Source organism: Paenibacillus ginsengarvi (genome assembly GCF_003626695.1).
Lineage (GTDB): Bacteria > Bacillota > Bacilli > Paenibacillales > NBRC-103111 > Paenibacillus_AB > Paenibacillus_AB ginsengarvi.
Map to the genome: position 1 here is coordinate 353,186 of NZ_RBAH01000003.1, position 12,588 is coordinate 365,773.

14 protein-coding genes and 1 tRNA gene are annotated in these 12,588 nt (G+C 52.8%); 2 read left to right on the forward strand and 13 right to left on the reverse strand.

Annotated elements, in window-relative coordinates; genetic code table 11:
• Positions 1–173: 173 nt before the first annotated feature.
• From D7M11_RS06570 to D7M11_RS06595, 6 genes are all read right to left on the reverse strand, one after another.
• On the reverse strand, positions 174–746 hold the full coding sequence (locus D7M11_RS06570) for a hypothetical protein (protein WP_120746352.1): 573 nt from the start codon (positions 744–746) through the stop codon (positions 174–176).
• Positions 747–932: 186 nt separating this feature from the next.
• Entirely contained in the window at positions 933–2,219 is a 1,287-nt protein-coding gene (locus tag D7M11_RS06575) for an adenylosuccinate synthase (RefSeq protein ID WP_120746353.1), read from the reverse strand.
• Between the two features lie 217 nt (positions 2,220–2,436).
• A complete protein-coding gene (gene dnaB / locus D7M11_RS06580) occupies positions 2,437–3,804 on the reverse strand; it encodes a replicative DNA helicase (RefSeq protein WP_120746354.1) in 1,368 nt (455 codons plus the stop codon).
• Positions 3,805–3,832: 28 nt separating this feature from the next.
• Entirely contained in the window at positions 3,833–4,273 is a 441-nt protein-coding gene (gene rplI / locus D7M11_RS06585) for a 50S ribosomal protein L9 (RefSeq protein ID WP_120746355.1), read from the reverse strand.
• Positions 4,270–6,231 (reverse strand): DHH family phosphoesterase, encoded by a 1,962-nt coding sequence (locus D7M11_RS06590; RefSeq protein WP_120746356.1) that lies wholly within the window; start codon positions 6,229–6,231, stop codon positions 4,270–4,272. Before D7M11_RS06590 ends, rplI begins: the two co-directional genes overlap by 4 nt.
• Positions 6,232–6,252: 21 nt before the next feature.
• Entirely contained in the window at positions 6,253–7,188 is a 936-nt protein-coding gene (locus D7M11_RS06595; RefSeq protein ID WP_158606486.1) for a DUF2232 domain-containing protein, read from the reverse strand.
• A gap of 232 nt (positions 7,189–7,420) precedes the next feature.
• Between D7M11_RS06595 and D7M11_RS06600 the strand changes: the two genes are divergently transcribed.
• Positions 7,421–8,641: an SGNH/GDSL hydrolase family protein gene (locus tag D7M11_RS06600; RefSeq protein WP_120746358.1), complete on the forward strand. Its 1,221-nt coding sequence runs from the start codon at positions 7,421–7,423 to the stop codon at positions 8,639–8,641.
• Positions 8,642–8,723: 82 nt separating this feature from the next.
• Here D7M11_RS06600 and D7M11_RS06605 read toward each other — a convergent pair whose 3' ends face one another.
• The 4 genes from D7M11_RS06605 to rpsF all read right to left on the reverse strand — a co-directional run bounded on the left by D7M11_RS06605 (position 8,724) and on the right by rpsF (position 10,580).
• Positions 8,724–9,218, reverse strand: coding sequence for an RNA polymerase sigma factor (locus tag D7M11_RS06605; RefSeq protein ID WP_120746359.1), 495 nt, complete (start codon positions 9,216–9,218; stop codon positions 8,724–8,726).
• A gap of 228 nt (positions 9,219–9,446) precedes the next feature.
• Positions 9,447–9,719 (reverse strand): 30S ribosomal protein S18, encoded by a 273-nt coding sequence (gene rpsR, locus D7M11_RS06610; RefSeq protein WP_120746360.1) that lies wholly within the window; start codon positions 9,717–9,719, stop codon positions 9,447–9,449.
• Positions 9,720–9,740: 21 nt separating this feature from the next.
• Positions 9,741–10,247 carry a single-stranded DNA-binding protein gene (ssb, locus tag D7M11_RS06615; protein ID WP_120746361.1) on the reverse strand — a complete coding sequence of 169 codons (507 nt, stop codon included), beginning with the start codon at positions 10,245–10,247 and terminating at the stop codon, positions 9,741–9,743.
• Positions 10,248–10,295: 48 nt separating this feature from the next.
• Positions 10,296–10,580, reverse strand: coding sequence for a 30S ribosomal protein S6 (gene rpsF, locus D7M11_RS06620; RefSeq protein ID WP_120746362.1), 285 nt, complete (start codon positions 10,578–10,580; stop codon positions 10,296–10,298).
• 261 nt (positions 10,581–10,841) lie between these two features.
• Between rpsF and D7M11_RS06625 the strand changes: the two genes are divergently transcribed.
• On the forward strand, positions 10,842–11,027 hold the full coding sequence (locus D7M11_RS06625; protein WP_120746363.1) for a YjzC family protein: 186 nt from the start codon (positions 10,842–10,844) through the stop codon (positions 11,025–11,027).
• 225 nt (positions 11,028–11,252) lie between these two features.
• Here the strand turns inward: D7M11_RS06625 and D7M11_RS06630 are convergent.
• From D7M11_RS06630 to D7M11_RS06640, 3 genes are all read right to left on the reverse strand, one after another.
• Positions 11,253–11,343 (reverse strand) — tRNA-Ser (locus D7M11_RS06630).
• A 100-nt stretch (positions 11,344–11,443) separates the two neighbouring features.
• A complete protein-coding gene (locus D7M11_RS06635) occupies positions 11,444–11,668 on the reverse strand; it encodes a DUF951 domain-containing protein (RefSeq protein ID WP_120746364.1) in 225 nt (74 codons plus the stop codon).
• Positions 11,669–11,705: 37 nt separating this feature from the next.
• Positions 11,706–12,575, reverse strand: coding sequence for a mechanosensitive ion channel family protein (locus tag D7M11_RS06640; protein ID WP_120746365.1), 870 nt, complete (start codon positions 12,573–12,575; stop codon positions 11,706–11,708).
• Between the last annotated feature and the right edge of the window lie 13 nt (positions 12,576–12,588).

Sequence of the window (12,588 nt, forward strand, 5' to 3'; positions counted from 1 at the left end):
TTTACGAAAGTTGGCAACATTCGGCAGCAAAAGCCGACACCAACGTTTCTACTTTACCACAGTCTGTCTACTTGTTTCAACTTTTCTGCGGCAAAGCCAAGTGAGAGGATCGTGAAAAAGGCGGCATCTGCAAACAGTTGGACCGCTATCCCTATTAAAATGTCGAAGAAAGTCTAGTATTTGTTCACAATCTCCATCAATTTTGCGAGCTCTTGCGGCTGCAAGTACTGTTCCACGATCTTCTCGATTTCCTTCAGCTCCGAGGCGGTAAGCCCATCCTCCAGCTTCGTCGAAATAAGCTGAAGCTCCTCTTCCGGCAGTTTGGAAATGAGCAGGGTAAACACGCTCGTTTTGTCTTGCTCCGAAAGCTTTTCCCGCTTCGCCTGAAACTGCTCGGCGCTCATCACCACTTTTTCCTTTTCGCGGGCATCCGAATTTCCCGTCTGCGACCAGACCGCTACAGCGTCGTCCTGCTGCGGCTGCGTTACCGGTTTGTTCGTATCTGGCTGAGGCGTCCTCTCCTTCCCCGCTTGCGGATTACCCCCTCCACTTACCTTATTCGACCCGGACCACAATTTTGCTACAAATTCTGAAAAAGCAATGGGTTTGGTTGGCAATATCGCCTCATACGGCTTCAGCATCTCCTGCACGTAAGCGTTTAGCACATACAAAGTGGCGGCGGCCGTCAAGCCTGCCACGATGATTCCGGTTACGATCGTTTTCAAAAGCCAGCCGATCCATTTCATGATGTCTCCCACCTTTGTCGCCTCATCTTGCGAAGCTTTAAAGTTCGATAGCACCAGTATTGACGAAAACGGCTCGCTTGAAACTTTAAATATGCTCGATTGCCGGACATCCTAAACGCGAAAAAGCCGCCCTGTCCGGCGCAAACGACCGGCATGACGGCTTTCCTAAGGCTATGTGACGTGCGATCAGGAGTAGATCGGGCGCACGATATTCGTTTGATCGCGGTTGCGTCCAACGGAGAAGATCGCGATTGGAATGCCGGACAGCTGAGAGACGCGCTCTACATAATGTCTGGCCGCCTCCGGGAGATCCTCGAGCGACTTGGCACCGGAGATGTCTTCCGACCAGCCCGGCAGCTCTTCGTAGATGGCTACGCACTCGGACAGCATTTTCAGGCTTGCCGGGTAGTAGTCGATCTTTTCGCCGCGATACTCGTAATGGGTGCAGATTTTGACCGTTTCCAGCCCGGACAATACGTCGATCGAGTTGAGCGACAAGCCGGTAATCCCGCTTACGCGTCTTGCATGACGGAGCACAACGCTATCGAACCAGCCTACGCGGCGCGGACGGCCTGTCGTCGTACCGTATTCGTTGCCCTTCTCGCGAATCCAGTCGCCGGTCTCATTGTTCAGCTCGGTCGGGAACGGACCGTCGCCTACACGCGTTGTGTACGCCTTGGCAACGCCGATAATTTGATGAATCTTCGTCGGTCCTACGCCGGAACCGATACATACGCCGCCCGCAGTCGGGTTCGACGATGTAACGAACGGATAAGTGCCTTGATCGATGTCGAGCATGACGCCTTGGGCGCCTTCGAACAGAACGCGTCTGCCGTTGTCGATCGCATCGTTCAGTACGACGGACGTATCCGTTACGTATGGACGCAGCACTTCGGCATATTCCAAATATTCTTTCAAAATCGAGTCGGCATTCAGCCCTTTGCCGCCGTATACTTGCTCGATCAGCGTATTTTTCTCGGCGACGAGGTGACGGACCTTGCGCTCGAATTCTTCGGCGTCCATCAGATCGGCGATCCGGATGCCGTTACGGGCAGCCTTATCCATGTAGCAAGGACCGATCCCTTTGCGGGTCGTACCGATCTTGTTCGCTCCCTTGCGGTCTTCGTCCAGGCCGTCCAGCAGCAGGTGGTACGGCATAATCAGATGAGCGCGGTCGCTGATTTTGAGATTGTCCGTCGTAAAGCCGTTCTCGTGGATGTAGTTGATCTCTTCGATCAAGGCAGCCGGATTAATGACCATGCCGTTGCCGATAACGCAAATTTTGTTCTTATAGAAAATTCCGGATGGAATCAAATGCAGCTTATATTTCTTATCCTGGATCAAAATCGTATGCCCGGCGTTGTTTCCGCCCTGATATCGCGCAACGACCTCGGCGGATTCCGCCAAAAAGTCGGTAATCTTGCCTTTTCCTTCATCGCCCCATTGGGAACCGACAACAACAACGCTAGACATGCGCAAAACCTCCAGTTAAAGTGTGAAAATCGGCACACTGAGTTCACCGCCTCGTATCCAAGGCGGCATTTTCAGTTTATCAGTCACCTTGTGCAAAGTCAACGAATAAACGAACAATTCCACTCAGTGAGGGCCTATTGTTCGGAAAATAGACAATATACTATAACCCCAGGAAGTGAAACTCCAATTAAAAAGAAAAACGAAGCGGGTCGCACGATCAACCCGCCCCGGCTGCCACCTCTTGATGGGTGCGATCGAGACTAACGAATTTATTGTAATTTTTCAGAAACGCCAGCTCCACGGTTCCGACAGGGCCGTTCCGCTGCTTGGCGATAATAATCTCGATAATGTTTTTCTTTTCCGACTCTTTGTCGTAGTAATCGTCCCGATACAGAAACGCGACGATGTCGGCGTCCTGCTCGATCGAGCCGGATTCCCGCAAGTCGGACATCATCGGCCGCTTATCCTGCCGCTGCTCAACGCCACGGCTGAGCTGCGAAAGGGCGATGACCGGCACATTCAGCTCACGCGCGATCTGCTTGAGCGTCCGCGATATTTCCGATACTTCCTGCTGCCGATTCTCGCCGGCTTTGCCCCGGCCCTGAATAAGCTGCAAATAATCGATGAGGATCATGCCGAGAGACTTTTCCTGCTTCAGCCTCCGGCATTTTGCACGAATATCGGCGACGGTCACCGACGGAGAATCGTCGATATAAATATTCGCTTCGGACAACGTTCCGATCGCCATCGTCAGCTTCTCCCAATCATCGCCCTCGAGCTGGCCGGTCCGCATCCGCGTCGCATCGACGTTGGCCTCCGCACAGATCATCCGCTGGACGAGCTGAGCGGCGCCCATCTCGAGACTGAAGATGGCGACCGTTTCTTTCGCCCGGACTCCGACGTTTTGCGCAATATTAAGCGAGAACGCCGTCTTCCCTACAGACGGCCGCGCGGCCACAATGATGAGGTCCGAACGCTGGAAGCCGGACGTCATCCGGTCGAGATCGGGGAAGCCGGACGGGATACCGCTATTCCCGCCCTTGTGATTGTATAGAAATTCGACTTTCTCGAATACTTCCATCAGCACGTCGCGAATCGAAATAAATCCGCTTCCCGACTGGCGCTGCGAAATTTCCAGAATGCGCTTCTCGGCATCGCCGAGCAAACTGCTGACGTCGTCCTCGCCCGCATAACCGCTGGAGACGATTTGCGTCGCCGTACGGATCAAGCGGCGCAGCATCGATTTCTCCTCGACGATCTGCGCGTAGTAGTCGACGTTGGCCGCCGTAGGCACACTGTTCGCCAACTGGCTCAAATAGGTGACCCCGCCGACCCCTTCGAGCTGCTGATTGTCCTGCAACCTGGCGGTCAGCGTAATGAGGTCGATCGGCTCGTTCTGCTGCGCAAGCTCCAGCATCGAGCCGAATATATGCTGATGAGAAGTGCGGTAAAAATCGTCGCTGCCGATCCGTTCCATGACTGTGATCAGAGCATCGCTGTCCAGCAGGATCGCTCCGAGAACCGCTTGCTCCGCTTCCAAATTTTGCGGCGGTATGCGATTTTCGAGCAACTGTTCCCCGTTCATGTCTTACTCCTTCTTTCGCTTGCCTGGCTCATTCCGACACTTGGACGCGAAGCTCGGCCGTTACTTCCGGATACAGCTTCACCTTAACGATCGTTGTTCCGAGCGAACGAATCACGTCGTTCATCTCGATTTTGCGCTTGTCGAGATGAATTCCTTTTTTCTCGAGTTCCTCGGCGATTTGCTTGCTCGTAATCGAGCCGAACAGCCGGCCTCCCTCGCCTGCCTTCGATTTGATCGTAACGACCATTTCCTTCAGCTTCTCCGCGAGCGCCTGCGCGTCGGCCTTTTCCTTCTCCTTGCGCTTATCCTCGGACAGCTTCTGATGCTCAAGCTGTTTGACGTTCCCGTCCGACGCAATCGCAGCGAGTCCTTTCGGCAGCAAAAAGTTGCGGACGTAACCTTCCGCCATTTCTTTGACTTCCCCTTTTTTCCCTTGGCCCTTAACATCTTTCAGAAAAATAACCTTCATTCGAATAGCCCCTCCTCTTCATTAACTTGCTTCAAAACCTGCTTCAGCCTGGCTAGCGCCTCTTCTACCGTACAGCTGAGCTGTGTAGCCGCATTGGTTAAATGGCCGCCTCCGCCGAGCCGTTCCATGATAACTTGAACGTTGATCTGACCCAGCGACCTGGCGCTGATACCAATCAAGCCGTCGGTTCGCTCGCTGACCACGAACGAAGCCATAATATCGGTCATGTTGATCAGTGTATCGGCAACCTGCGCAATGAGCAACTGGGGATATTTACGCCCTGTGGCAGTAGTCGCCACCGCGATATGCTCATATATAATTTCTGCATGTTTAATGATCTCCGCTTTGCGGATGTACTGCTCCAAATCTTCCTTCAGCATCCGCTGAATTAACGCGGAGTCCGCGCCGTTGCGCCGCAGAAACGAAGCCGCCTCGAACGTTCGAGCCCCCGTGCGCAGCGAGAAGCTCTTCGTATCGACGACAATACCGGCCAGCAGCGACGTCGCTTCGAGCACATCCATCGATAGCCGGTCGTGAAAATATTGCAGCAGCTCGGTCACAAGCTCGCACGTAGACGAGGCGTACGGCTCCATATAAACGAGCGTCGCTTCGCTGAGAAACTCTTCGCCGCGGCGATGATGATCGATCACCATAATCCGGTGCGTCTGCTGGAGCAGCTTCGGCTCCGCCACCATCGACGCCTTGTGCGTGTCGACGACGACAGCGAGGCTTCGCGGCGTTGTAATCTGCATCGCCTGCTCCGGCGTTACGAACCATTTGTACAGCTTCTCGTCTTCCTTGATCGCTTCCATCAGCTTCAGGATGGACGGGTTCATCCCCTCGAGAACGATATATCCTTCCTTCTGGCTGACCTGGACCGCTTTCAGAACGCCTATGGCTGCTCCTATGGAATCCATATCGGGAATGCGGTGGCCCATAATGATGACCTTGTCGCTGTCCCGGATCAGGTCCCTGAGCGCGTGGGAGATGACCCTTGCTCTTACGCGCGTTCGCTTCTCCACCGCATTCGAGCGCCCGCCGTAGAAAGAGAGCCGCTGCCCGACCTTGACCGCCGCCTGGTCGCCGCCGCGCCCGAGCGCCATATCGAGACTCGTTTGCGCGAGCTGCCCGAGCTCGATCAAGCTGTCGGCGCTGGCCCCTACACCGATACTGAGCGTCATCGGCAGCTTGTACTCGATCGTCAGGTCGCGGACGTCGTCCAATATTTCGAACCGGGCTTGCTCCAGCTGCCGGAGCGATCTGTTATTCATGAAGATGAGGAATCGATCCGACGCCGTCCGGCGCAAGTAAACGCCGTTTTTCTGGGCCCATCCGGTCAATTCGCTGGTCACCTTCGCCAGCATGACGCTTCGGCTCTGATCGTCCATCCCTTGCGTCGCTTCGTCCAGATTGTCCAGCATGACGACGCCGATGGCGATTTTCTCTTCCTCGTACTTTTTGGCAAGCACCCTATGCTCCGTTACGTCCTGAAAATACAGCAGCCGGTGCTCCGCCTTGACCTGCACTTGGAAAATGTTTTTGCCGACGGTAAGGTCAAGCCTGCAATCCTTGTCATCCTTGCCCTTTAGGCCCGGCAGCATTTCGTGCAGCGGTTCGCCGATCAGCGAATCGCGGCCCGTCATTTTGCCGACAAACCCGTTATGCCATTCGATCGTCCGTTCCTCATCGTACAAAATAATGCCGATCGGCAGCTCGTTAAAAACTTCGTTGCCCGCTTTTTTGATCCGGTGCGACAGCGTTCCGACATACTGATTCAGCCCTTTGCGAAACGCCCGCTCCGCCGCCAGCGTGTAATACGCCAGTACGCCCCCGGTAATGAGGCCCAAGACGCCGAGAATCCATTCATAGAAAAAAAGCGCAATCGACAGCAGCAGGATAACGATTGACGACCAGTAAATATGAAGTCCATGCCAGCGATTCAACAAATACTTCGGCATACGTCCTCCGCTCCTAAACGTCTATGATTTCTTCATTCGGGCCCGAATCGGGAAGGCGACGTCGAACAAGCCTAGCAAAGTGAGCAGCTGCATGAGAAACGGCAGAAGCACCATGAGCGGCGCCAGCACGACGGCAATGACGACCGGCACCGACCGGGACCACCCCTTCGCATCGCCGAGAAAGAAAAAGAAGGCGAGCGCCTGAACAGCGAAAGCAACCATCAGAATCGGCATCACGTTCAGCAGGATCATGTCGATCATCGTATCGCTGGTTCCCGTGAATATGAAACCGAGAATGAGCGCAATCAAGTAGTACCACACAAACGACTTCGGCAGCATCCATTCCTTCGCCGGACGTAAGGCAGGAATCATCTCTCCGCTGCGCACTAGCGCCTTCCGGGCAAGCCAGTGGGTAATCACGCTAAAATACAAGGATATGCCGATCAAATAAAGCGGCAGCAGCCTTATCATCATATCGATGATGAGATCGATCATATTTTGCGGCAGCATCTGCTTCAGCTCTCCCGGCATCGTATCCAGACTGCTGCGCACGAATTGGCGCATTTCATCGGTTACGTGAACCCCGAACGTCGTAAGCAGAATCAGGAACACAAGCAATTGCGTCAAAAAAGCAATCGTGCCGCCCGTCAGCACCGAGCGCGCCGACGATCTTTTTTTGTAGAAGATCCCCATCACGATACTCGGTATTAACAGCGACAAAGACACAATCGAGGCGACCGTACCTAGAATACCCGCGCCGAATATGGCAGTTACGACATAAACGGCCAGCAGCGACAATACATAATAAACAACAAATCGTTTCGTATCCAATTTGACGAACAAAAACACCGTCGGAATCATGGCAAGACTGATCGCCACCATGACGAGCGGGGTAAACATGAGCAAGAGCAGCACCACCAGGATGAGGCTCCATAACAAGGCTTGCCTGTTGTTCAACAAAACGTCACCTCTTAACGAAATCAGGTTCAAGCGGCACCGATCCTCGCAGCTCCCGGCCAAACAGCTATTTTTGGCTATGATACAAATTATAGCATAAACCCCGGATACTGTCCCGTTTCGGGGAACCGCCGCAAAAAACACGATTTTCCAGATAAGGTCCGCAGGTGCCGGGTTTGGCGAAGGCGAATATATACATCTAAAGCTTAAAACTTGGGAGGGACCCTTCTTCATGAAACGCCTATTCTCGCTTTGGCTCGCCTGTTTTCTCGTTTTCGCCTGTCTCGCCTCGAGCGTCTCAGCCGCATCCGCCGCTCCCGAACGGTATGTCGTGTTCGGCGATTCGATCGCTATCGGTTTCGAGCCCGGCATGACGGTCGATTCCATTCCATACGGCTACTCCGACCGGGTGTACGAACAAGCTCTTCTGCATGGACGCGCAACCGCAGCCAACTACGGGATCGGCGGACTGACGAGCGCCGGACTGAAGACGATGCTGCAAGCCGTTGCCGACGGGAAAAAAATAAAAGGATCCGACCTCCAGCCTTCGCTGCCCGACCCCCGCGCCGATCAGGTTGTCAGCGATACGGCCAAAATCAAAGCGGACATCGCCGCGGCGACGCTCATCACAATTACGATTGGCGGCAACGACATCGGCTCGAAAATCATAACCGATCTGCAGAACATGAATGATGCCGATCTGGATGCATTCGCGGCAACCTGGATGAAAACCTATACCGATAATGTGACCTCTACCCTGCAAAACATATTCACCATCAATAAAAACGTTCGGGTGTACATCGCGGACCAATATTCGCCCGTACCTGCCTTCATGAAGGCGGAATATGCAAAAGCGCAGAAGCTCAAGGACCTGTTTACCGCTACGCTGAAGCAGATCGAACAGTCGTTTACCAAAAACAATTTCAAGGTTACCGCCGTACCGGTGGCCGCAGCGTTTGTCGGCAGCGAAGGAACGTTTACGCATATTGCCGAGAAAGATATTCATCCGAACCAGTCCGGCTATGAGAAAATCGCCGAGCTGTTCGCCAAGTCGATCTGGGGCGACTATCGCGACGATCTGGCGAAAACCGACCCGATTACGGTCGTGGTCGGCGGCCGGACGATTGCTACACCGCATCTGCCGGCGCTGATCGGAGACAGCACGTTCGTACCGCTTCGTGAATATTCGGAAGCTCTCGGAGCCACTGTGGACTGGAATGACGAAACGAAAACCGCAACCGTCCGTTACAACGGAAGCAGCGTGGCGCTTACTCTCGACTCCACAACGATCTCCGTGAATGGTACCGCGAAGCAGATCGAAACCGCCGCTCCCCACGCCCATGACAGCAACGGCGAGATGAAAACCTATATTCCGCTTCGCCTAATGGCCGAAGGACTCGGTTTCGACGTTCAATACGTGCAGCAGAGCCGCACTGCCTTCATCAACTCTTAAGCAAAAAGCAAAGAAGAACCGGGAGCAGCAGCCTCCGGTTCTTCCTTATTTTTTACGGTTCATGATTCGAATAAGCTCCATATCAAGCTTCCATAAGCTCTCTCATCCGTTTCCGGGCCCGATGCACGAGCGTCTTGATCGCGTTCTCGGTAACTCCGAAATGATCGGCTATTTCCTTATATGTCAGCCCCCGGTTAAGCAGCATCAGCAGCACCTGCCGGTCTCTGGCTTTCAGCTTGCTCAGCGCTTGGCTGATTTCCGAACGAAGCTCCGCACCGACCGCTACTACTTCCGGCGATCCGCCGACGACCGGCATATCCGGAATCGATTCGAGCGGCACTTGCGGCGTTCTGCGCTTTTTCCGCCACTGATCGATAAACAGATGATAGCCCGTTTTGAACAGCCAAGCTTTGGCAGTTTCCGGCTGCACGCGTTTCTCGTACATGCGCACGAATGTTTCCTGCGCCAAATCGGCCGCTTCGCTATCATCCCCGGTACGCTTAGCCAAATAGCGATGCAGCGGAATCCGGTATGTGCTATATATGTGTTGGAACAATTGTTCTTCAGCTTGTGTCATAATCCGGCCCAGCCTCTTTCATCTCTTCTTGGTCTTACGCTGTTTAACGAAATAAAGCAACCTTCTTGGTTATTTCGTTAAAACTGCTTTACGGGATTTATTGTACCGCGCAAACCTTAAGGAGAATAAGCCGGATTTCTTAACTTTATCTTAAATAGTCAAAAGCAAAAAGCAGGACGTATGAACGCCCTGCCTTCTTGTTTGGATCACCTTGCTATAGGCTTACGATTACTCCGTCGTATACGGCAGCAATGCGATTTGACGGGAACGCTTGATAGCGATCGTCAGCATGCGTTGGTATTTCGCGGACGTACCGGTGACACGGCGTGGCAAAATTTTGCCGCGCTCGCTGATGAATTTCTTCAGCGTTTCGATGTCTTTATAGTCAATGTGAGTGATTTTGTTGGCTGTGAAATAACACACTTTGCGGCGCTTGTTGCGTCCGCCTTTTTTGGAGAATTTGCGTTCGCCGCGATCTTCTCCGCCCTCACGTCTGTTCATGCGAGATTCCTTCCTTTCTGCCTAGAACGGCAAATCATCATCGGAAATATCGATGGGTTTTCCGTCGTCCGAGAACGGATCCTGATTGTCCCGCGCTCCGCCATTTCGGCTGCCGCCGCTATTCCCGCCATAACTTCCGCCACCGCTGTTACCGCCGCCGCTGCTTCCGCCACTTCCACCGCCGAATTCGTCGCGATTCGCCCCACTGTTAGCCGATTCCAAAAATCGTACGTTATCGGCTATTACCTCAGTTACGTAAACGCGCTTTCCTTCGTTGTTGTCGTAGTTTCGCACTTGAATCCGGCCTTCCACCGCCGCCAATCGGCCTTTGCGCAAATAGTTCGCACAAGTTTCAGCCAATTGCCGCCAGGTGACTACCGGGATAAAGTCGGCTTCGCGCTGGTTTTGCTGGTTCGAGAACGGCCGGTCTACGGCAATCGTAAACTGCGTAACGGCAACGCCCGAGGGCGTGTACCGCAGCTCCGGATCGCGCGTCAGTCTGCCGATGAGAATTACACGGTTCAACAATCGAAACCCCTCCCTAACGATCGACTACTACTACTCATTCAGGAACGATTAAGCTACGTCTTTAACGATCAGGCAACGAATGATTTCATCGGAAATCTTCATTACGCGGTCAAGTTCAGCAATGACTTCGTTCGTCGCGTTGAAATGCACCAACACGTAAATCCCGTCACGGAACTTGTTGATCTCATACGCAAGACGGCGCTTCCCCATTACTTCTTGCTTAGTAACTTCGCCACCGTTACCGATGATGCCTTGGAATTTCTCGATCGTTGCTTGAACAGCATCTTGCTCGATGTCCGAACGAATGATATACATCACTTCGTATTTGCGCATGGATATTCACCTCCTTTTGGACTTAGCGGCTTCCGGATTTGCCGGAAGCAAGGAGCGGGCTTTGCAGTCAAAACTCGCACCTTATAACTATATCAAAATGCCCACTGTAATACAAGTCGAAACCTCAGCACAATCCCGCTTCATGCTTTCGTTCATCTATGTAAAATATGGTCGGCCGCTCGGGGCATGTTTTGCCGCCTATAACCGCAACCTACAGATGCGGCATCGACTGAAAAAACATAACGCTCGGAGGTGACAACGATGGGAGAACAAACCGAATTCAAGCCAGGAATGACGGCTCCAAACAATGGAACCTATATCGAAATCGGCGAGAATGATTTCCATATGGGCATTACGAACCCCAAGCAGATTCAGCTCAAGCAGGGCGAGAAGTTCCCGGAAACGACGAACAAAGACCGGAAATGGACGAAGAAGGGAAACGACTGAATCACGCAGCGCAACCTCCTACCCGGGTAGGAGGTTGTTCGCAACAAAAAACGACTCCGAGGAGTCGTGATTTTTTATGTATGGCGGAAAGGGTGGGATGCGGCCTTTACGGCCGACTGCGCAGCGGTTCCTATCGAAGCTTATCCTCCGACGAACCTTCGGTTCTCATCCCAGCCCCCTTCCGCAACAAAAAAACGACTCCGAAGAGTCGTGACTTTTTATGTATGGCGGAAAGGGTGGGATTCGAACCCACGCACGCCTTGCGACGCCTAGCTGATTTCGAGTCAGCCCCCTTGGGCCTCTTGGGTACCTTTCCGCATCGGCCACTATCCTCAAAATGAGGACAAGATTTATTATAGCACACTGATTTGAGGTTTCGCAAGGCCCTTTTCGCAATGATTTTACCAAAAAATGATTTAAGATGCTCCGCCTGATTCCGCATCGCCGGCAGCTGCCGATCGAAGCACTTTCTTCATCTTTTTCTCGAACTCCAACCGGGGAATGAGCACGCTATGCTTGCAGTGTACGCATTTGATGCGGATATCCATGCCCATCCGGATGACTTCCCATTCGTTCGTTCCGCACGGATGCGGCTTTTTCATTTGCACGATATCGCCCAGATCGAATTGTTTTCGTTCCATCTCTCTTTTCCTCTCCTTCCCGCCACTCGCAGGGCGGCTATCCAATCTTTTTAAGACCGTTCTGCTCCAGCGCCCTCATCAGTTCCAGATTCATGCCGCGGATGGCCTCCGCTTGCGTATTCGGTCTGCATTCAGCGGAAATACGGAGCGTTACTTCCGTATTGGTGACCGCCTGCACGCCGAGTATGGCCGGCTCCTTCACGATCAGATCGCTGCTCTCATAAACCTTATGCAGCGTTTGCCGGGTTATCTGCTGCGCCTTCTCCAGATCCGTTTCGTAAGCAATGGTGACGTCTACGATAGCTAGCGAATTATAGTTGGAGTAGTTCGTAACCTGAGTAATGAGTCCGTTAGGGATAATATGTACTTCCCCTGTAAAATTCCGAATGCGAGTAACCCGCATGCCAATCTCTTCTACCGTCCCTTTAAACGCCCCGGTTTGAATCACATCGCCTACGGCAAATTGATCTTCAAAAATAATGAAAAATCCGGTAATGACGTCTTTAACAAGACTTTGCGCGCCGAAGCCGATAGCAAGCCCAAGCACGCCGGCACCTGCCAAAATCGGAGCCAAATTAAAGCCGAACTGCGAAAGAATAAGAATAATGACAAAAAAATTAACAACGGAGGAGATCAGATTGCCAATGAGCCTTCCAATCGTCTTCGTCCGTCTCGGATCGAATTTAAGCGGGCTCTTTTCCCTTTCCTGCACCATATGCCGGACCGCTCTGCGCGTGATCGAATTGATCGCCCGGCCTACCGTATAAATAACAACTACTTTAATTAGAATAATTAACCAGGAAGTCCAATTCGCCGGATCTACCAAATAATCCCATGTAGATTGTTTAAAGTGTGCCCACCCGCTCACATCTTGAAGCATGGATATCCATGCTTGATGACTTCCCATAACGCATCCTCCT

Bases quoted from the DNA above. Each gene is read 5' to 3' on its own strand.
- D7M11_RS06570 (WP_120746352.1), bottom strand. From the start codon at position 746: ATGAAATGGATCGGCTGGCTTTTGAAAACGATCGTAACCGGAATCATC.
- D7M11_RS06575 (WP_120746353.1), bottom strand. From the start codon at position 2,219: ATGTCTAGCGTTGTTGTTGTCGGTTCCCAATGGGGCGATGAAGGAAAA.
- dnaB (WP_120746354.1), bottom strand. From the start codon at position 3,804: ATGAACGGGGAACAGTTGCTCGAAAATCGCATACCGCCGCAAAATTTG.
- rplI (WP_120746355.1), bottom strand. From the start codon at position 4,273: ATGAAGGTTATTTTTCTGAAAGATGTTAAGGGCCAAGGGAAAAAAGGG.
- D7M11_RS06590 (WP_120746356.1), bottom strand. From the start codon at position 6,231: ATGCCGAAGTATTTGTTGAATCGCTGGCATGGACTTCATATTTACTGG.
- D7M11_RS06600 (WP_120746358.1), top strand. From the start codon at position 7,421: ATGAAACGCCTATTCTCGCTTTGGCTCGCCTGTTTTCTCGTTTTCGCC.
- D7M11_RS06605 (WP_120746359.1), bottom strand. From the start codon at position 9,218: ATGACACAAGCTGAAGAACAATTGTTCCAACACATATATAGCACATAC.
- rpsR (WP_120746360.1), bottom strand. From the start codon at position 9,719: ATGAACAGACGTGAGGGCGGAGAAGATCGCGGCGAACGCAAATTCTCC.
- rpsF (WP_120746362.1), bottom strand. From the start codon at position 10,580: ATGCGCAAATACGAAGTGATGTATATCATTCGTTCGGACATCGAGCAA.
- D7M11_RS06625 (WP_120746363.1), top strand. From the start codon at position 10,842: ATGGGAGAACAAACCGAATTCAAGCCAGGAATGACGGCTCCAAACAAT.
- D7M11_RS06635 (WP_120746364.1), bottom strand. From the start codon at position 11,668: ATGGAACGAAAACAATTCGATCTGGGCGATATCGTGCAAATGAAAAAG.
- D7M11_RS06640 (WP_120746365.1), bottom strand. From the start codon at position 12,575: ATGGGAAGTCATCAAGCATGGATATCCATGCTTCAAGATGTGAGCGGG.